Raw genomic sequence first — 18,933 nt, forward strand, 5'->3', positions numbered from 1 at the left:
GATCACCCTACGGCTGAGGGCTGTGTCGCGGCTGTCGAGTCGAGTCCGCCTCCATTCCATCATAATCCTTCATGATTGAACAGATCCGAACATTGGGCCGAGCGTACGGTGGTCGCTGTCTACCATCCTTCTCATGCGGGAGGGTGGTGGTCCCGGGCCCCGGCGGCGACCGTCGGGGCGGCCCCGACGCGAACCCGGCCCGCTGGCCCGCACCGTGGCCCGTCTCGTGGTGCGCGGTGCCGACGGCGCCACCCGCCTCGTCACCGCCCTGCTCGGGGCCAGCCCCACCGCCGGGCGCGAACGGATCAGCGAGGCCGAGCTGCGGGATCTGGTCGCCGCGAACACGCTGCTCGACCCGGACGAGCGGCGGATCATCGACGAGGTGCTGGTGGCCGGCGCCCGGCTCGTCCGCGAGGTGATGGTGCCCCGCACCGAGGTGGTCTTCCTCAGCGCGGCGCTCCCGCTGACGCAGGCCCAGCGGCTGGTCCGGGCCGACCCGCACACCCGCTACCCGGTGGTGGACGGCACCCACGACGACGTGGTCGGCCTGGTGCACCTGCGGGACGTGCTGCTGCGCCCGGACGCGGACCGGCTGCTCCTGGTCGGCGACCTGATCCGGGAGGTGAAGCGCCTGCCGGACAGCAAGCGCGTGCTGGCGGCGCTCACCGAGATGCGCCGGGAGGGCCACCACCTGGCCGTCGTCGTCGACGAGTACGGCGGCACCGCCGGCATCGTCACCTGCGAGGACCTGGTCGAGGAGCTGGTCGGCGAGATCCGCGACGACGAGCACGGCCCGCTCGAACCGGAGCCCGCCGGCCTGCCCGCGGTCGTCGACGGCCGGCTCAACCTGACCGACTTCGCCGAGCGCACCGGGGTGTCGCTGCCCGCCGGGCCGTACGAGACGGTGGGCGGGTACGTGATGGCCGCCCTGGGCCGGCTGCCGGTGGCGGGCGACGAGGTGCCGGTGGCTGTCGACCCGGACACCGGATCGGTTCCCGCCGATCCGGCGGGCTGGCTGCTGCGGGTGCTCACGCTCGACGGCCGCCGCGTGTCCCGCCTGGCGGTCTCCGCCGCGCGGCTGCCCGAGCCCCGGCGTGAGATGAACGGTCCGCTTCCGCCCGTACCCGCCCGATCCACCGGCCCGTCATGACGGACGCCGGGGCTTGCTGACAGAATTGCCGCCATGTCCGACGTACCCGTCCGCCCGCGCGTCTTCTCCGGCATCCAGCCGACGGCCGACTCGTTCCACCTCGGCAACTACCTGGGCGCGCTGCGGCACTGGGTGGCGTTGCAGGACAGCCACGACGCCTACTACTGCGTGGTCGACCTGCACGCGATCACCGCCGGGCACGACCCGTTGGTGCTCAAGCGCCGCAGCCGGGTCGCCGCCGCGCAGCTGTTCGCGCTCGGCCTGGACCCGGAGCGCAGCACGCTGTTCGTGCAGTCGCAGGTGCCCGAGCACTCGCAGCTCGCCTGGGTGCTCGGCTGCATCACCGGCTTCGGCGAGGCCGGCCGGATGACCCAGTTCAAGGACAAGTCGCAGAAGCAGGGCAGCGAGCGGGCCAGCGTCGGCCTGTTCACGTACCCGATCCTCCAGGCCGCGGACATCCTGCTCTACCAGGCGAACGCGGTGCCGGTCGGCGAGGACCAGCGGCAGCACCTGGAGCTCTCCCGCGACCTGGCGCAGCGGTTCAACTCGCTGTTCGGCAGCACCTTCACCGTGCCCTCCCCGCACATCGTGAAGGACACCGCGAAGATCACCGACCTGCAGGACCCGACGGCCAAGATGTCCAAGTCGTCGTCCTCCCCGGCCGGCATCATCGACCTGCTGGAGGACCCGGCCCGCTCGGCCAAGAAGATCCGCTCGGCGGTCACCGACACCGGCCGCGAGATCGTCTTCGACGCCGAGGGCAAGCCGGGCATCACCAACCTGCTGACGATCTACTCCGCGCTGTCCGGCCGGTCCATCGACGACCTGGTCGCCGCGTACGACGGCAAGGGCTACGGCGACCTGAAGAAGGACCTCGCCGAGGTGGTGCGGGAGTTCGTCACGCCGATCCAGGAACGCACGAACGCCTACCTCAACGACCCGGCCCAGCTCGACAAGCTGCTGGTGCGGGGCGCGGAGAAGGCCCGGGCGGTGGCCGCCGGGACGCTGCGGGACGTGTACGAGCGGGTCGGCTTCTTCCCGCCCGTGCGGTTCGAGTAACGGCCCGGACGGGCGGAGACGGGTGACGCAGCCGGTGGCCGGAGGGGTGGCGCGCGACGTGGCGGGCAGTGACACGGCGCCGGGCGGCGCGGACACGATCCAGATCGGGATCGCTGTCGACGTCCCCGAGCCCTGGGGCGGGATGCTCACCCGCCGCCGGGTCGAGGCCGGCGACCCGCTCGCCGTCCCCGCGCACGTCACCCTCCTCGGGCCCACCGAGATCCCGGTACGCGCGCTGCCCGCCGTCGAGGACCATTTGGCCCGGGTCGCCGCCGCGCACCTGCCGTTCACGCTGCACCTGCGCGGCACCGGCACGTTCCGCCCGGTCACCCAGGTGGTCTTCGTGGCGGTGGCGGCCGGGATCAGCGAGTGCGAACTGCTCGCCGCCGCCATCAACTCCGCTCCCGAGCTGCGCCGCGAGCTGCGTTTCCCGTACCACCCGCACGTCACAGTGGCGCAGGACGTGCCGCCCGAGGTGCTCGACAAGGCGTACGAGGATCTGGCCGACTTCTCCGCGTTGTTTCAGGTGGACGCGTTCACGCTGTTCTCGCACAGCGGGGCGACCCGGTGGCAGCCCCGCCGCGACTTCCGGCTCGGCGGCCGGAGCTGAACATCCGACCGGCCGGGCCACCTCCGTCACGGGCGGAGATCGGCGAGGATGACGGGGTGAACGTCTTCGGCCGGATCGAGGCGGCGGTGGGGCGCCGCATCGACGCGGCCCGGAGCCGCTCGTCGGCCTTCGACCACGTCTGGCGGGCCGGGACGCTCTACGCCGACCTGCTCGCCGGGCGGCTCGCCGCCGCCATCGCGTACTACGGCTTCTTCGCCGTGTTCGCGCTCGCGCTCGTCGCGTACTGGATCTTCGGCGCGGTGCTGCGGGACAACGAGGAGGTCAGCCGCGGCGCGGCCCACTTCCTGGAGGAGAACCTGCCCTTCCTCGATCCGGCGCAGATCGCCGAGAGCAGCGGCACCGTCGGCGTGGTCGGCCTGGTCATCCTGGTCTTCACCGGCATCGGCTGGGTGGAGGCGATCCGCTCCTCGCAGCGGCTGATGTACGGCTTCAACCAGCAGCCCGGCAACCTGGTGGTGCGGCGCCTGGTCGACCTGGGCGTGCTGGTCGCGGTCTTCGTGCTGCTGTTCGTCTCGGTCGCCGCCGTGGACGCGCTGGAGTCGCTGCTGCGCTTCCTGCTGCGCAGCACCGGCTCGGTGGGCCTGACCACGATCAGCGCGGTGCTGAGCGTGCTCGTCAACGCCGTGCTCGCCGCCGCGCTGCTGCTCGCAGTGCCCCGGCTGCGGATGAGCCGGCGCCGGCTGCGCCCGGCGATCCTGACCATCGCCGTCGGTATCACCCTGCTGAACACCGTGGGGCGCTACTACGTGGTACGCACCGAGCGGAACCCCGCGTACACGGTGGTCGCCACCGCCGTGGGCCTGTTGCTCTACCTCTACCTGCTCAACCAGTTGGTGCTCTTCGGCGCCGCGCTCGCCGCGACCAGCCGGTACGGCCGGGTGGTGGACCTGGCCGAGGGCGGCGCCCGGGAGGTGGACGTGGAGGCGGACGTGCTCGACGAGGAGACCGAACCGGGGACACCGGGGGGAGCGGGATGAGCGCGCGGATCCGGATCGACGCCGAGTCGGCGGTGCCGCCGTACGAGCAGGTGCGGGCGCAGTTCGCCGCGCGCATCGGCGACGGGCGGCTGCCGGTGGGCACCCGGCTCCCGGCGGTGCGGCAGCTCGCCGCCGACCTGGGGCTGGCGGTGAACACCGTGGCGCGGGCGTACCGGGAACTGGAGAGTGCCGGGCTGGTGGAGACGCGGGGCCGGCACGGCACGGTGGTGGCCCCCGGCCGGGACGACGCCACCGACCGGCTGCAGCGGGCCGCCGCCGGGTACGCCGCCGAGGCGCGTCGCCTGGGTGTCGCGCCGGAGCGGGCGGTCGCGCTGGTCCGTGCGGCGCTGGACGCCGGTACGCGTGGCTGAGCGTGGTCCCCGAAGCGGGGAGAGTCCGATGATTGCGTTCCCCGGTCCGGCACGCGGCGACCATGATGGGCCGGTGGGCGCACTCGTGACACTGGACCTGCCGGACGACTCCCCGATCCGGGGTCTGCCGTGGATCATCACGTTCGGCCCGCTCGGCGCCGAGGACGACTGGGAGCCGGTGGTCTGCGGCCCGTACGAGCGACAGCACGCGCTGGCGCTCGCCGAGGCGGTGGTGGCCGACGAGCAGCTGATGGCGGTGGTGGAACCGCTGCTGCCGGCGCTCACGCCGGAGGAGATCCGCGGCGAGATCGCCGCCGCGCAGATCGCCGCCGAGGACGAGGCGGCCGAGATCGACCAGGCGGACCTCTACGGCGACTTCGAGGACGTCATCGACGAGGAGCTGGAACGCGCCGCCGACCGCGAGCCGGAGCCCGAGCCGGCGAAGGCGCCCGACCGGGAGGAGATCCGGGCCGGGTTCGCCCGGATCGCCGCGCTGCTCACCGCCAAGGGCGGCTGAGAGCGCGCTCGCTCCCCGATGGACACCGGCCCCCCGGGAGCGTGCTCCCGAGGGGCCGGGGCCACCTCACCCCCCACCACAAGGGGTCGGCAGCCCAGCCGCCCGTCGGCGCGGGGCACAACGGACGGCCAGGTCGTTGGCGGGTTACCCGGCTCAGCGCCGTTCGAACCACGCAGCCGCGTCCACCGGCAGGACGTACCCGTCGCCCCGCTCGGTGAGGTCGGCGCTGGCGACGAGCGGGCGGCCGTGGCCGCTCACCGTCACGTCGGCGCCACTGATGTTCACCACGCACGTCACCCCGGCGTCGCCGGCGGTGCGGCGGAACGCGAGTACGCCGGGCTCGGTCTCCAGCCAGGTGATGCCGTCCAGGCCGGCCAGCGCCGGGTGCTCGTGCCGGACGCGCAGCGCGGTCCGGTACAGCTCCAGCGTCGAGCCGGGCGCACCGGCCTGGGCGGCCACCGACAGCTCCCGCCAGGTCGCCGGCGCCGGCAGCCAGCTCAGCTCGCTGCCGTCCGGCCCGAAGCCGTACGGGGGCAGGTCGCCACCCCACGGGATCGGCACGCGGCAGCCGTCGCGGCTCTCCCCGGTACGCCGGAACGCCGGGTCCTGGCGCAGCTCGTCCGGGAGGTCCAGCACCTCCGGCAGGCCCAGTTCCTCGCCCTGGTAGACGTACGCGCAGCCGGGCAGCGCGAACATCAGCAGCGCGGCGGCGCGGGCGCGGCGCAGGCCGACCTCGCCGTCGCCGTACCGGGTGACGTGCCGCTGCCGGTCGTGGTTGGAGAGCACCCAGGTGGTCGGCGCGCCCACGATCGTGGACTCGGCCAGCGCCGTGTCGATCACCTTGCGGAACGAGTCGGCCGACCAGGTGGCGTCGAGGAAGTCGAAGCTGAAGGCCTGGTGCAGCTCGTCCGGGCCGATGTAGCGGGCCAGGCGCTGCGGCGTCTCGGCCCACGCCTCGGCGACAGCCATCCGGCCGCCCGGGTAGCTGTCCAGGATCGGCCGCCAGGCGCGGTAGATGTCGTGCACCTCGTCCTGGTCGAAGTACGGCAGCCGGCCCTTGCCCAGCAGTTCGGACTGGCGCTGGCCGGTGGTCATCGAGTTGAAGCCGACGTCCGGCAGGCCCTCGGCCTTGATCATGCCGTGCGCCACGTCGATCCGGAAGCCGTCCACGCCCCGGTCCAGCCAGAAGCGCAGCACGTCCTCGAACTCGGCCCGCACCTCCGGGTGGCGCCAGTTCAGGTCGGGCTGGGCCGGGTCGAACAGGTGCAGGTACCACTGGCCGTCGACCACGCGGGTCCACGCCGGCCCGCCGAAGATGCTCTCCCAGTCGTTCGGCGGCAGCTCGCCCTGCTCGCCCTTGCCGTCGGCGAACAGGTAGCGCTCGCGCTCCGGTGAACCGGGCCCGGCGGCGAGCGCGGCGGTGAACCACGGGTGCGCGCTGGAGGTGTGGTTCGGCACCATGTCGACGATGATCCGCAGGCCGAGCGCGTGCGCGTCGGTGATCATCTCGTCGAAGTCGGTCAGGTTGCCGAACAGCGGGTCGACGTCCCGGTAGTCGGACACGTCGTAGCCGGCGTCGACCTGCGGCGACGTGTAGAACGGCGTCAGCCAGAGCGCGTCCACGCCGAGGTCGCGCAGGTACGGCAGGCGCTGCCGGATGCCCTGGAGGTCACCCACGCCGTCGGCGTTCGCGTCGGCGAAGCTGCGGACGTACACCTGGTAGACGACAGCGGACCGCCACCAGTCGTCGTCGGCGGTGCGAGGGGTGGTGCTGGGGGCGGAGGTCATCGCTGTCGATCCCGTTCTGTGGCGGCTTCTGGTGCGGCGCAGGGTGTCTGAGAAGAATGCCGCCATCAGACTGCAAGAGTCAAGCATTCCTTGCGCAAGAAATGGCAGCCATCACCCGCGCCGGCCCCGTCCTCGTCTCCCGAATCCCGAGACACCCACACCCGCGACCCTCCGGCCGGCCCTCTCACTTCGACGTCGATCATGAGGTTAACCCCGACATTCCGGACCTCAGCCCTCGCCAACCTCATGATCGCCACCCGATCCGGCCGCCCTTGATCAACGGGGGAGGGGAGGGGAGGGTGCGCGCGGCGCGGGCGCGGCCGGGGGTGGCTCGCGTGATCATGAGGTTGGCGGCATTCGGCGTCCGATTTGTTGCCGTCAACTTCATGATCGACGGGAAGAGGCGCGGGGGTCAGGCGGGGATGGGGAGGGACGGGGTGGGGTTGGGGGTGGCGGGGCGCTGGCGCTTCGGGGGGTCGGCGGGGCGGGTCACCGCGGTGGAGCCGCGTACCACCAGCTCGGGGCGGAACAGGTACTCGGAGTTCGGGGACGGGTGACCGTTGATCTCGTCTACCAGGGCCCGCACCGCGGCCACCGCCATCGCGGCCACCGGCTGGCGCACTGTGGTCAGCGGCGGGTCGGTGAACGCCATCAGGGGGGAGTCGTCGTACCCGACCACGGAGATGTCGCCGGGCACCGACAGCCCGCGCTGGCGGGCGGCCCGGATCGCGCCGAGCGCCATCAGGTCCGAGCCGCAGACGAGCCCGGTCACGCCGCGCTCGATGAGCCGGCCGGCGGCCGCCTCGCCGCCCTCGACGCCGAACAGTGACAGCTCGGTCAGCTCGGTCAGTTCGCCCTCGGTGATGTCGGTCAGGCGCCCCATCGCGGCCTTGTAGCCGGCGACCTTGCGCTGTACCGGCACGAACCGGTCCGGGCCGGTGATCAGGCCGATCCGGCGGTGCCCGAGCGCGACCAGGTGGGCGACGGCGAGTTCGGCGGACTCCCGGTCGTCGCAGGAGACGAACGGCGCGGGGATGCCGGGCGCGTACCCGTTGATCATGACGATCGGCAGCGGCCGGGCCAGCAGCGTGCGGTAGCGGTCGTGGTCGGCGGCGGTGTCGGCGTGCAGGCCGGAGACGAAGACGATGCCGGAGACCTGGCGGTCCAGCAGCATCTCCACGTACTCGTCCTCGCGGACGCCGCCGGGCGTCTGCGTGCAGAGCACCGGTGTGTAGCCGGTGGGGGCGAGCGCGGACTCGATGATCTGGGCGAACGCCGGGAAGATCGGGTTGTCCAGTTCCGGCACGACCAGGCCGACCAGTCCGGCGCTGCGCTTGCGCAGCCGGGCCGGTCGTTCGTAGCCGAGCACATCGAGGGCGGTGAGGACGGCCTGCCGGGTCTCGGGGGCCACACCGGGGCGGTCGTTGAGCACCCGCGACACCGTGGCCTCGCTGACTTCAGCCTGTTGGGCGATGTCGGACAGTCGAGCGCGCATGTGCGGCACTTTAGCCCAACGGCAAAGTCTTGCGTACACTTCTGCAAGCCCTTCCATTCTCTGCAACCTCTTGCTAACGTCCCCGCAACATGCGAGAGCAGCGGCGCAGCATCTCGGCGCCGGTCAGCAAGAACTTTCAGAGGTTTCCACTGGCGGGTCGCCCTTCCCCCGGCGAGCCGCCATGACGACAGGAGTACCGATGCGCATCCGTACCGCGGGTGTGGTCGCCGTCCTCGGCCTGGCGCTCGCCGCCTCCGGCTGTGGTGACAGCGGCAGCGACGACAAGCCGGCCGCCGGCGAGTCCAAGGCGACCGGCGGCAAGCTGGTCATCTGGGCCGACGACAAGCGCACGGCCGCCCTCAAGCCGTTCGCCGAGGAGTTCGGCAAGGAGAACGGGGTGACCGTCGAGGTCCAGGCCGTCTCCAAGGACCTGCAGACCAACTTCGTCACCGCCTCGCAGCAGGGCAGCGGCCCGGACGTCGTGGTCGGCGCGCACGACTGGATCGGCAACCTGGTCCAGAACGGCGCCATCGACCCGGTGCAGCTCGCGGCCGAGCAGAAGTCCGGCTTCAACGAGACCGCGATCAAGGCCGTCACGTTCAACGGCCAGCTCTACGGCGTGCCCTACGCCACCGAGAACGTCGCGCTGATCCGCAACACCGAGCTGGCCCCCGAGGCGCCGAAGACGATCGAGGACCTGGTCGCCACCGGCAAGAAGCTCAAGGCCGAGAAGAAGGCCAGCGAGATCCTCTGCCTGCAGTCCGGCCAGAACGGCGACGCGTACCACATCTACCCGCTCTACACCTCGGGCGGCGGCTACCTGTTCGGCACCGCGGCCAACGGCGACTACGACCCGAAGGACCTGGGCGTGGGCAAGCCGGAGTCGATCGCTGCCTTCCAGAAGATCGCCAAGCTGGGTGAGAAGGGCGAGGGTGCGCTGAAGCGCTCCATCACCGGCGAGAACTCCATCGCCACCTTCACCGGCAAGAAGTGCGCGTTCCTGGTCTCCGGCCCGTGGGCCGTGGCCGACGCCAAGAAGGCCAACATCGCGTACGACATCTCCCCGGTCCCCGGCTTCGCCGGTGGCAAGGAGGCCCAGCCGTTCGTGGGCGTCCAGGCGTTCTACGTGGCCGCCAAGGGCAAGAACAAGGCCCTGGCCCAGGAGTTCGTCACCAACTACGTGACCAAGCCCGAGCTGGCCGTCGCGCTGTACAAGGCCGAGCCGCGCCCGCCGGCGCTGACCGCCGCCTTCGACCAGGTCAAGGGCGAGGACCCGGACCTGGCCAAGTTCTCCGAGGCCGGTAAGAACGGCCAGGTCCTCCCGGCGATCCCGGCCATGGCCGCGATCTGGGACCCGTTCGGCAAGGCGGAGGCCGCCATCATCGGTGGCGCCGACCCGGCCAAGACGATCACGGCCGCCGGCAAGACCATCCAGGGTCAGATCAAGTAATGAGCGCGCCGCTGTCCGGCCCGGGGTCTGCACCGCAGGCCCCGGGCCGGGAGCCCGTACGCCGTGGGCTCCCGCGCACGTCCCGTACCGCGCGGCAACACGCGCCGATCACCGCGACCGGCCTCGTCGTCAAGGTGGTCCTGCTCGGCCTGGTGGCCGGGATCGCGATCTGGGCGGCCTTCCCGCTCATCGAGGCCGAGCACTGGCTCGCGCTGGGCGTCCTGGCGGTCACCACCGCCGGCCTGTTCTACCTCTACCTGAGCCGCCGGCACATCCCGGCCAAGTACCTGGTCCCCGGCACGCTCTTCCTGATCGCGTTCCAGATCTTCCCGGTGCTCTACACCGCGAGCACCGCGTTCACGAACTTCGGCGACGGCCACCGCGGCAGCAAGGACGACGCGATCGTCGCCGTGCAGACCTCCTCGGTGAAGCAGGTACCCGGCTCGACCGAGTACAACCTCACCATCGCCACCACCGGCGACCCGGCGACCGGCTCGCTGGTCTTCCTCCTCAGCGACCCGAAGACCAAGGAGGTCTTCGCCGGCGACGCGGACGGGCTGCGCAAGCTCGACGCCGCCGACGTCGAGGTGAGCAGCCTCAGCGGCAAGATCACCGCCGCGGACGGCTACACCCTGCTGAACATCGGGCAGGCCAGCAGCCGCAGCGACGCCGTCACCGCGCTCATCGTGCCCACCGACGAGGGCGCCATCCGCTCCAACGGCCTGACCCGGGCGTACGAGGGCAAGGCGGCGCGGGCGTACGACGCCGCGTGCGACTGCGTCAAGGACAGCGAGACCGGCAAGACGTGGACCGCCGACGAGAAGTCCGGCTCCTTCGTCGCCGCCGACGGCGAGCGCCTCGCCCAGGGCTGGAAGGTCGACGTCGGGCTGAAGAACTTCAGCACCGTGCTCACCGACCCGAACATCTCCGGCCCGTTCTTCGGCACGCTCGCCTGGAACTTCGCGTTCGCGATCGGTTCCACCGGCCTGACGTTCCTGCTCGGCATGGCCATCGCGCTCGCGCTGCACTCACCCCGGATGCGCGGGACGAACTTCTACCGGGTGCTGCTGATCCTGCCGTACGCCATGCCGTCGTTCGCCATGCTGCTGATCTGGCGGGACATGTTCAACACCGACTTCGGCCTGCTCAACAACCTGTTCGGGCTGAACGTCGACTGGTTCGGCGGCAACTGGTCGGCGCGGATCGCGGTGCTGCTGGTGCAGTTGTGGCTCGGCTACCCGTACATGTTCCTGGTGGCCACCGGCGCGTTGCAGGCCATCCCGCGGGAGCTGACCGAGGCCACCTCGGTCGACGGCGCGTCACCCTGGCAGTCGTTCCGCGCGGTCACCCTGCCGCTGCTGCTGGTGGCGCTCTCGCCGCTGCTGATCGCGTCGTTCGCGTTCAACTTCAACAACGTCAACGCGATCCTGTTCACCACCGAGGGCGGCCCGTTCGCGCCGGACAATCCGCGTAACGGCGCCACCGACCTGCTGATCACCTACACGTACCGGCTCGCGTTCGGCGCACAGGGCGCCGAGTTCGGCCTGGCCGCCACCGTCTCGATCTTCATCTTCGCGATCGTGGCGACGGTGTCGGCGATCAGCTTCCGGCGGACCCGCAAGCAGGAGGAGGTGTACTCGTGACCACCATCGCGGAGACGCCCACACCCACCGCGACCCGTAAGCCGGCCCGCCGCTCGCGTGGCCGCTGGTTCGCCCAGGTGGGCTGGCGGCACCTGGTCGGGATGCTGGCGGTGGCGTTCAGCCTCTTCCCGATCCTGTTCGTGATCTCGGCGGCGTTCAACCCGCTCGGCACGCTCTCCTCCACCGAGCTGCTGCCGACCGGGGCGTCGCTGGAGAACTTCACGAACCTGTTCGACAACACCGCGTTCGGCCACTGGTTCCTCAACTCGCTGCTGCTGGCGGGCGTGGCCAGCTTCGCGTCGATCTTCCTGTCGTCGCTCGCGGCGTACGTGTTCTCCCGGATGCGTTTCGCCGGGCGCCGGGTCGGCCTGCTCGCGTTGCTGCTGATCCAGATGTTCCCGCAGTTCCTGGCGATCGTGGCGATCTTCCTGATCTTCACCACGCTCACCGACCTCTACCCGGCGATCGGGTTCAACACCCCGTGGGGCCTGTTCCTGCTCTACATGGGTGGCGCGCTCGGCGCGAACACCTGGCTGATGAAGGGCTTCTTCGACACGCTGCCGAAGGAGCTGGACGAGTCGGCGACCATGGACGGCGCGTCGCACGTGCAGGTCTTCTTCCGGATCATGCTGCCGCTGGTGGCCCCGATCCTGGCGGTGACCGGCCTGCTCGCGTTCATCGGGTCGATCAACGAGTTCATCATCGCCAACGTGTTCCTCACCGAACCCGAGGCGAAGACCCTCGCGGTCGGCATGTACGGCCTGGTGGCCGGCGAGCGCAACAACAACTTCGGGATGTTCGCGGCGGGCACGCTGCTCACCGCGATCCCGACGGTGCTGGTGTTCCAGCTGCTCCAGCGCTACATCGTCTCCGGACTCACCTCCGGAGCGGTAAAGGGCTGAGCCTCCTCGGCTCACGCTGCGGCAAGGGCGTCGTGTCGGCGTACACCGGAGCGGTTCTCGGGCGGACCGCCGCGGTCGGGTGAACCGGCCGCGGCGGGTGCCCGCCCCCTCTCCCTGTCGGTACGACGCGAAAGGCAGCACCATGTCCCTTCAGCCGCACCACGACGGCTCCGCCACCTACGTCCCGGAGCAGGAGCCCGCGCTCGGGCAGACCGTGCCGGTCTTCGTCCGGGTGCCGGCCGGTTCCGGCGTCTCCCAGGTACACGTGCGCACCACCGGCGACGGCGAGCCGCGCTTCGCCGAGGCACGGATCGACTTCACCGACGGCGGCGACGTGTGGTGGCGGGCCGACGTCGAGGTCCGCAACCCGGTCAGCAACTACCGCTTCCTGCTCGACGGCGAGCGCGGCACCCGCTGGCTCAACGCGGCCGGGCTGTCCGGCCACGACGTGCCGGACAACGGCGACTTCAAGCTGGTCAGCTACGCCCCGCCGCCGGCCTGGGCCCGCGACGCGGTGATCTACCAGATCTTCCCGGACCGGTTCGCCCGCTCGGCCGCCGCCGACGGCCGGACCGTGCCGGACTGGGCCATCGGATGCGACTGGGACACCCCGGTCGTCGGCCGCGGCCCGGAGACGCCCCGCCAGTTCTACGGCGGCGACCTCGACGGCGTCACCGAGCACCTGGACCACCTGGACCGGCTCGGCGTCAACACCGTCTACCTCACGCCGGTCTTCCCGGCGCGCTCCAACCACAGGTACGACGCGTCGAGCTTCGACACCGTCGACCCGCTGCTCGGCGGCGACGCGGCGCTGGCCCGGCTCGCCGACGCGGTGCACGCCCGGGGCTGGCGGCTGCTCGGCGACATCACCAGCAACCACACCGGCGACGCCCACGACTGGTTCACCGCCGCCGTCTCCGACGTGAACGCGCCGGAACGCGAGCTGTACTACTTCGACCTGCCCGGCTCGGACTACGAGTCGTGGAACGGGGTGAAGTCGCTGCCGAAGCTGAACTGGGGCAGCGCCGAACTGCGCCGCCGGTTCGCCACCGCCGAGGACTCGCTGCTGCGCCGGTGGCTGCGCCCGCCGTACGGGCTGGACGGCTGGCGGGTCGACGTGGCGAACATGACCGGGCGGCGGGGTGCGGACGCGTACACCCACGAGGTGGCGCGGCTGCTGCGCGAGGTGGTCGCCGAAACCCGCCCGGACGGGCTGCTGCTCGCCGAGCACGGCCACGACCACACCGGTGACCTGGACCGCGACGGCTGGCACGGGACGATGAACTACGTCGGCTTCACCGACCCGGTCTGGTCCTGGCTGCGCCACGGCGACGAGCCGGTGCCGAACTTCCTCGGCACCCCGGGCGGGGTACGGCGGCGCGACGCGGGCGCGGTGCTCGCCACCATGAACACCTACCGGTCGCTGGTGTCGTGGCGCTCGTACACGCACTCGTGGCAGCTGCTCGGCTCGCACGACTCGGCCCGGATCCGCACCGTGGTCGGCGACGCGGCCCGGCAGGAGGTGGCGGCCGGACTGCTCGCCACCATGCCCGGCACGCCGGTGGTCTTCGCCGGGGACGAGCTGGGCCTGACCGGCACGAACGGGGAGGGCTCGCGTACCCCGATGCCGTGGCACCGGCGCCAGAGCTGGGACCGGCGCACGTTCGACGCGTACCGGTCGTTGCTGACGCTGCGCCGCGACGAGCCGGCGCTGCGGCACGGCGGCCTGCGGTGGGTGCACGCGGACGCGGACACGCTGGTCTTCCTGCGCGAGGCGCCCACGTCGACGGTGCTGGTGCTGGCGAGGCGAGCCGCAGGCACCCCGGTCCACCTGACCGGCATGGGAGCCGCAGACAACGTCTACGGCGACGCCCCCGCCCTCCACCCCGACGCCGACAACAAGGTGATCCTCCCCGCCGACGGCCCCACCTTCCAGGTCTGGCGCCTGCGCTGATCCCGCTTTCCCGCCACGTCGATCTTGCGGTTTCGGCCCGCGCCGTGCGGCCTTCGTCCCTTATATCGGGGCGGAAACTGCAAGATCGCGGGGCGGGGGGTCACGGTATGACGGCAGGTCGGCGGGGCGACTACTACGTTGCGTCGTTGGTGAGGGAGGATGGGGTGCGTGGAAGCTCTTCGACTGATTCTTCTCTACGTCCATCTGATCGGCTTCGCGCTGCTGCTCGGCGGTGGGATCGCCCAGTACGTCTCCGGCAAGCTGCGCATCAACGCGGCCATGCTCTGGGGCGCGATCATCCAGGTCCTCACCGGCATCGGGCTGTCCGCTCCGCTGCGCGACGGGGACGAGCCGGCCCCGGCGAAACTTGTTACCAAGTTGGTGCTCGCGCTGCTCATCTTCGTCATGGTCTTCTTCTCCCGTAAGCGGGAGACCGTCAACCGTGGCCATTTCCTCGCGATCGTCGGGTTGACGCTGGTAAACGCAGCCGTCGCGGTGTTCTGGCGTTAGTTCGCCAGCAGTCGGGGAACCTCGGGAAAACGGACGTTCGCGACACCGCCACGCACGCCTACCGGCCGGATAAGTGACGTGCCCCACGCAAGGGTTACGCCGGGGTAACGGACGCTCAACAGTCGTGCACGATTGTCGGCCGGTGGGTGGGCGCGGGCGTACGCTCCCGTCCGTAACGTGGGACGCCGGCGGCACACCGCAGGCCGGCGAAGGGCTGCACACCGCGCACGACGCGGTGTGCAAGGGGAAGGAGACGTCTTGCGCTCTGTGCGTGGGATGCGGATCGCCTCCGCCATCGTGGCGGGTGGACTCGTGCTGGGCGCTGCCGCGTGTGGTGAGGCTCCGGACGACGACAACAACGCCGGCGGCGACGGTGGCAAGAAGTTCAGCGCCTGCATGGTGACCGACGTCGGCGGCATCGACGACAAGTCCTTCAACGCCTCGGCCTGGAAGGGCCTCCAGGAGGCGCAGAAGGAGAACGACAAGATCGAGATCAAGAACGTCCAGTCGAAGGCCGAGGCGGACTACGAGGTCAACCTGACCGGGTTCGTCAACCAGAAGTGCGACTTCATCCTGGCCGTCGGTGGCCTGATGTCGGACGCCACCAAGGCCGCGGCTGAGAAGAACCCGAACCAGCAGTTCGGCATCGTCGACGCCAACCCGGGTGTCTCGAACGTCTACCCGATGCAGTTCGACACCGCGCAGGCCGCGTTCCAGGCCGGCTACCTGGCCGCCGGGATGAGCAAGACCGGCAAGGTCGGCGCCTACGGCGGTCTGCCGATCCCGCCGGTCACCATCTTCATGGACGGCTTCGCCGACGGCGTGGCGTACTACAACAAGACCAAGAGCAAGAACGTCCAGGTTCTCGGCTGGGACAAGGCCGCCCAGAAGGGCTCCTTCGCCAACTCGTTCGAGAAGCAGGACGAGGGCAAGAAGGTCTCCGACGCGCTCGTCGCGCAGGGCGCCGACGTCGTGATGCCGGTCGCCGGTGGCGCCGGTCTCGGCACCACCTCCGCGGCCAAGGCCTCGGGCGGCAAGTACTCGGTCGTCTGGGTCGACATCGACGGCTGCGAGAGCACCCCGGACTGCTCGGCGATCCTGACCACGGTCGTCAAGAACATCCCGGAGGCCGTCAAGGAGGCCGTGCTGAAGGCCGCCGGTGGCGAGAAGCTGCAGTCCACCCCGGGCTTCGTGGGCACGCTCGCGAACACCGGCGTCTCGATCGCCCCGTACCACGACTTCGAGAGCAAGGTCCCGGCGGACCTGAAGGCCGAGGTCGACAAGATCAAGGCGGACATCGCCGCCGGCACCATCACCGTCACCTCGAAGGCCCAGCCGACCAAGTGACGGTTCCGCCGGCCGCCGCGGTGCGATCATCGGCAGCGGAGGCCGGCGGACACCAGGTTTGACGATCCGGCCGTCCCGGCGCAACGGGGAAGGTACCCCCAGCGCCGGGGCGGCCGATCAGCTTGACTCCCCCCGACATCCCCACCCGGCGTGGTGGCGGCGCGGCAGGTCGCTACGCTGCACCATCGCTCGCACTCCAGGAGGTTGCGCTGAGACTCGAACTGCGCGGCATCACCAAACGGTTCGGTGATCTGGTCGCCAACGACCACATCGACCTGACGGTGGAGCCTGGAGAGATCCACGCCCTGCTCGGCGAGAACGGCGCCGGCAAGTCGACCCTGATGAACGTGCTCTACGGCCTCTACCAGCCGGACGAGGGCGAGATCCTGGTCGACGGCAAGCCGCTGAAGCTGAAGGGTCCGTCGGACGCGATCGCCGCCGGGATCGGGATGGTGCACCAGCACTTCATGCTGGTGCCGGTCTTCACCGTGGCCGAGAACGTGATGCTCGGCGCCGAGCAGGTCAAGGGGCCCTTCGCCGGGATCCTCGACCGGCGGCGGGCCCGGCGCGAGGTCGCCGAGGTCTCCGAGCGGTACAACCTGCGGGTCGACCCGGACGCGGTGATCGAGGACCTGCCGGTCGGCATCCAGCAGCGGGTGGAGATCGTCAAGGCCCTCACCCGCGACGTCGACCTGCTGATCCTCGACGAGCCCACGGCCGTGCTCACGCCGCAGGAGACCGAGGAACTGCTCACCGTCATGCGGTCGCTCAAGGCTGCCGGCAAGTCGATCGTGTTCATCACCCACAAGCTGGGCGAGGTGAAGGCGATCGCCGACCGGATCACGGTGATCCGGCGCGGCAAGACCGTCGGCACCGCCGAGCCGAGCGCCAGCCGGGACGAACTGGCCGCGCTGATGGTGGGACGCAGCGTCCGGCTGACCGTGGACAAGAAGCCGGCCACCCCCGGCAAACCGGTCCTGGAGGTCTCCGGCCTGGTCGTGGACGACGACCGGCAGGTACGCGCGGTCGACGGCGTCGACCTGACCGTGCACGCCGGTGAGGTGCTCGGCGTCGCGGGCGTACAGGGCAACGGCCAGACCGAGCTGATCGAGGCGATCATGGGCCTGCGCCCGGTGCTCGCCGGCACGATCAGCCTCGACGGCGAGCCGACGCACGGCTGGTCGACCAAGAAGGTGCTCCGCGCCGGCGTCGGCTACGTACCGGAGGACCGCAGCGTGGACGGCCTGGTCAAGGAGTTCTCCGTGGCGGAGAACCTGGTGCTTGACATCTACGACCGGCCGCCGTTCGGCAAGGGCCTGTCGCTCAAGCCCGAGGCCATCGCGAAGTCGGCGCGGGAGCGGATCGAACAGTTCGACGTCCGTACCTCCTCGGCCGACGCGGCGGTCGGCACGCTCTCCGGCGGCAACCAGCAGAAGGTGATCGTGGCCCGGGAGCTGTCCCGGCCGCTGAAGCTCTTCATCGCCGCCCAGCCCACCCGGGGCGTGGACGTGGGCTCGATCGAGTTCATCCACAGCCGGGTGATCCGCGAGCGGGACATCGGCACCGCGGTCATGGTGGTCTCCAGCGAACTGGACGAGGTGATCGGCCTGGCCGACCGGATCGCGGTCATGTACCGCGGGCGGATCATCGGCATCGTCGGCCCGGACACCCCGCGCGAGGAGATCGGCCTGCTGATGGCCGGCATCACCCCGGACGCCGCCACCCCGGACGCCGCCACCGCGACCGAGGACGGCCCTGGCAACGAGGACGAGGCATGACCAACCCGAACCCCGTCTCGGGCTCGCCGGACAAGGAGCCGGCGACCGAGGCGCAGGAGTCGCTGAGCGAGGCCCGGGCGACGCCGACGCAGCCGGCGGCTGACACCGAGCAGACGGTGCCCGCCACCGCGACCGCGAAGAAGCCGGAACCGGCCGGGGAGTCCCGTCCCGGCATGGGCCGGATGTTCCTGGACAACCTCTGGGCCGCGAACACGTTCACCGTGACGGTGCTCGCGGTGCTGCTGGCCATGGTGGTCGGCGCGGTGCTGATCATCGTGTCCGACCCCGAGGTGCTCGCCACCTACAGCTACATCACCGCCCGCCCCACCGATGCGCTGAACGCCAGCTGGACGGTGGTCAGCGAGGCGTACGCGAACCTGTTCAAGGGCGCGATCTTCGACCCGGACGCGGTCGGCTTCACCGCCGCCCTGAGCCCGATCTCGGAGACGCTCACCTACGCCGCGCCGCTGGTCTTCACCGGCCTGTCGGTGGCGCTGGCCTTCCGCGGCGGCCTGTTCAACATCGGCGCCCAGGGCCAGGCCACGATCGCCGTCATCCTGGCCGCCGTGGCCGGCTTCGCGCTGCCGCTGCCGCCCGTCGTGCACCTGCTGGTGGCGCTGATCGCCGGCGCGCTCGGCGGCGCGCTCTGGGGCTTCATCCCCGGCATCCTCAAGGCACGGGCCGGCGCGCACGAGGTGATCAACACGATCATGCTCAACTACGTGGCGGTCTACTTCCTGTCCTGGATCATCGTCCAGAACGGGGTGCAGAACCCGAACCGGGCGGACGCCATCAGCAAGCCGGTCGAGTCCACCGCACAGCTGCCCCGCCTGCTCGGCGAGGACCTGCGGGTGCACGCCGGCATCCTGCTCGCGGTGGCGGCCACCTGGTTCATCGCCTGGTTGCTCAACCGCTCCACGCTCGGCTTCGAGCTGCGTGCCGTGGGTGCGAACCCGGACGCGGCCCGGACCGCCGGCATCAGCGTCACCAAGACGTACGTGCTGGTGATGGTGTTCGCGGGCATGCTGGCCGGTCTCGGCGGCTCGACCATGGTGCTCGGCACCACCGCCACCGCGCTGACCCCGCTGGTGATCGCGCAGATCGGCTTCGACGGCATCCTGGTCGCGCTGCTCGGCCGCGTGAAGCCGTGGGGCGTGCTGCTGGCCGCGCTGCTGTTCGGCGCGCTCCAGGCCGGCGGCAACCGGATGCAGTCGTACTCCGGCATCTCGCTGGAACTGGTCACCGTGCTCCAGGCGCTCATCGTCATCTTCATCGCCGCGCCTGCCCTGGTGAAGACGATCTTCCAGCTCCGGGCGGCCCGCGCCGCCCGGTTGCAGACGAGCCTCGCGAAGGGCTGGTGA

At 70.9% G+C, this 18,933-nt stretch carries 16 protein-coding genes; 14 read left to right on the forward strand and 2 right to left on the reverse strand.

Annotated elements, in window-relative coordinates; all coding sequences use genetic code 11:
* The first annotated feature begins 133 nt into the window (after positions 1-133).
* The 6 genes from O7611_RS01955 to O7611_RS01980 all read left to right on the forward strand — a co-directional run bounded on the left by O7611_RS01955 (position 134) and on the right by O7611_RS01980 (position 4,705).
* A complete protein-coding gene (locus O7611_RS01955; RefSeq protein ID WP_194798661.1) occupies positions 134-1,150 on the forward strand; it encodes a hemolysin family protein in 1,017 nt (338 codons plus the stop codon).
* Positions 1,151-1,183: 33 nt separating this feature from the next.
* Entirely contained in the window at positions 1,184-2,209 is a 1,026-nt protein-coding gene (trpS, locus tag O7611_RS01960; protein WP_269696106.1) for a tryptophan--tRNA ligase, read from the forward strand.
* Between the two features lie 22 nt (positions 2,210-2,231).
* A complete protein-coding gene (locus O7611_RS01965) occupies positions 2,232-2,819 on the forward strand; it encodes a 2'-5' RNA ligase family protein (protein ID WP_120571708.1) in 588 nt (195 codons plus the stop codon).
* A 56-nt stretch (positions 2,820-2,875) separates the two neighbouring features.
* Positions 2,876-3,817, forward strand: coding sequence for a YhjD/YihY/BrkB family envelope integrity protein (locus O7611_RS01970; RefSeq protein ID WP_194798659.1), 942 nt, complete (start codon positions 2,876-2,878; stop codon positions 3,815-3,817).
* A complete protein-coding gene (locus O7611_RS01975; protein ID WP_194798658.1) occupies positions 3,814-4,188 on the forward strand; it encodes a GntR family transcriptional regulator in 375 nt (124 codons plus the stop codon). The genes O7611_RS01970 and O7611_RS01975 overlap by 4 nt, the downstream gene beginning before the upstream one ends.
* A 73-nt stretch (positions 4,189-4,261) precedes the next feature.
* Complete coding sequence (locus tag O7611_RS01980) at positions 4,262-4,705, forward strand: hypothetical protein (RefSeq protein WP_194798657.1); 444 nt, start codon at positions 4,262-4,264, stop codon at positions 4,703-4,705.
* Positions 4,706-4,858: 153 nt separating this feature from the next.
* Here O7611_RS01980 and O7611_RS01985 read toward each other — a convergent pair whose 3' ends face one another.
* Positions 4,859-6,493, reverse strand: a complete 1,635-nt coding sequence (locus O7611_RS01985) for a glycoside hydrolase family 13 protein (RefSeq protein ID WP_194798656.1) — start codon at positions 6,491-6,493, stop codon at positions 4,859-4,861.
* Positions 6,494-6,905: 412 nt separating this feature from the next.
* A complete protein-coding gene (locus O7611_RS01990; RefSeq protein WP_194798655.1) occupies positions 6,906-7,988 on the reverse strand; it encodes a LacI family DNA-binding transcriptional regulator in 1,083 nt (360 codons plus the stop codon).
* A gap of 199 nt (positions 7,989-8,187) precedes the next feature.
* Here O7611_RS01990 and O7611_RS01995 point away from each other — a divergent pair, with 199 nt between their 5' ends.
* From O7611_RS01995 to O7611_RS02030, 8 genes are all read left to right on the forward strand, one after another.
* Positions 8,188-9,438 (forward strand): sugar ABC transporter substrate-binding protein, encoded by a 1,251-nt coding sequence (locus O7611_RS01995; protein ID WP_262012603.1) that lies wholly within the window; start codon positions 8,188-8,190, stop codon positions 9,436-9,438.
* Positions 9,438-11,081: an ABC transporter permease subunit gene (locus O7611_RS02000; RefSeq protein ID WP_194798653.1), complete on the forward strand. Its 1,644-nt coding sequence runs from the start codon at positions 9,438-9,440 to the stop codon at positions 11,079-11,081. The genes O7611_RS01995 and O7611_RS02000 overlap by 1 nt, the downstream gene beginning before the upstream one ends.
* Positions 11,078-11,983 (forward strand): sugar ABC transporter permease, encoded by a 906-nt coding sequence (locus tag O7611_RS02005; RefSeq protein ID WP_194798652.1) that lies wholly within the window; start codon positions 11,078-11,080, stop codon positions 11,981-11,983. The genes O7611_RS02000 and O7611_RS02005 overlap by 4 nt, the downstream gene beginning before the upstream one ends.
* A gap of 142 nt (positions 11,984-12,125) precedes the next feature.
* Positions 12,126-13,937 carry a glycoside hydrolase family 13 protein gene (locus O7611_RS02010; protein WP_194798651.1) on the forward strand — a complete coding sequence of 604 codons (1,812 nt, stop codon included), beginning with the start codon at positions 12,126-12,128 and terminating at the stop codon, positions 13,935-13,937.
* A 168-nt stretch (positions 13,938-14,105) separates the two neighbouring features.
* Positions 14,106-14,447, forward strand: coding sequence for a hypothetical protein (locus tag O7611_RS02015; RefSeq protein WP_030501184.1), 342 nt, complete (start codon positions 14,106-14,108; stop codon positions 14,445-14,447).
* 276 nt (positions 14,448-14,723) lie between these two features.
* The gene (locus O7611_RS02020; RefSeq protein WP_194798958.1) at positions 14,724-15,794 is read left to right on the forward strand and encodes a BMP family lipoprotein; all 1,071 of its coding nucleotides are present in this window, start codon (positions 14,724-14,726) and stop codon (positions 15,792-15,794) included.
* 122 nt (positions 15,795-15,916) lie between these two features.
* The gene (locus tag O7611_RS02025; RefSeq protein WP_305070316.1) at positions 15,917-17,572 is read left to right on the forward strand and encodes an ABC transporter ATP-binding protein; all 1,656 of its coding nucleotides are present in this window, start codon (positions 15,917-15,919) and stop codon (positions 17,570-17,572) included.
* A 173-nt stretch (positions 17,573-17,745) separates the two neighbouring features.
* The gene (locus O7611_RS02030; RefSeq protein WP_370584831.1) at positions 17,746-18,933 is read left to right on the forward strand and encodes an ABC transporter permease; all 1,188 of its coding nucleotides are present in this window, start codon (positions 17,746-17,748) and stop codon (positions 18,931-18,933) included.

Source organism: Micromonospora sp. WMMC273 (assembly GCF_027460285.1).
Taxonomy (GTDB): domain Bacteria; phylum Actinomycetota; class Actinomycetes; order Mycobacteriales; family Micromonosporaceae; genus Micromonospora; species Micromonospora aurantiaca.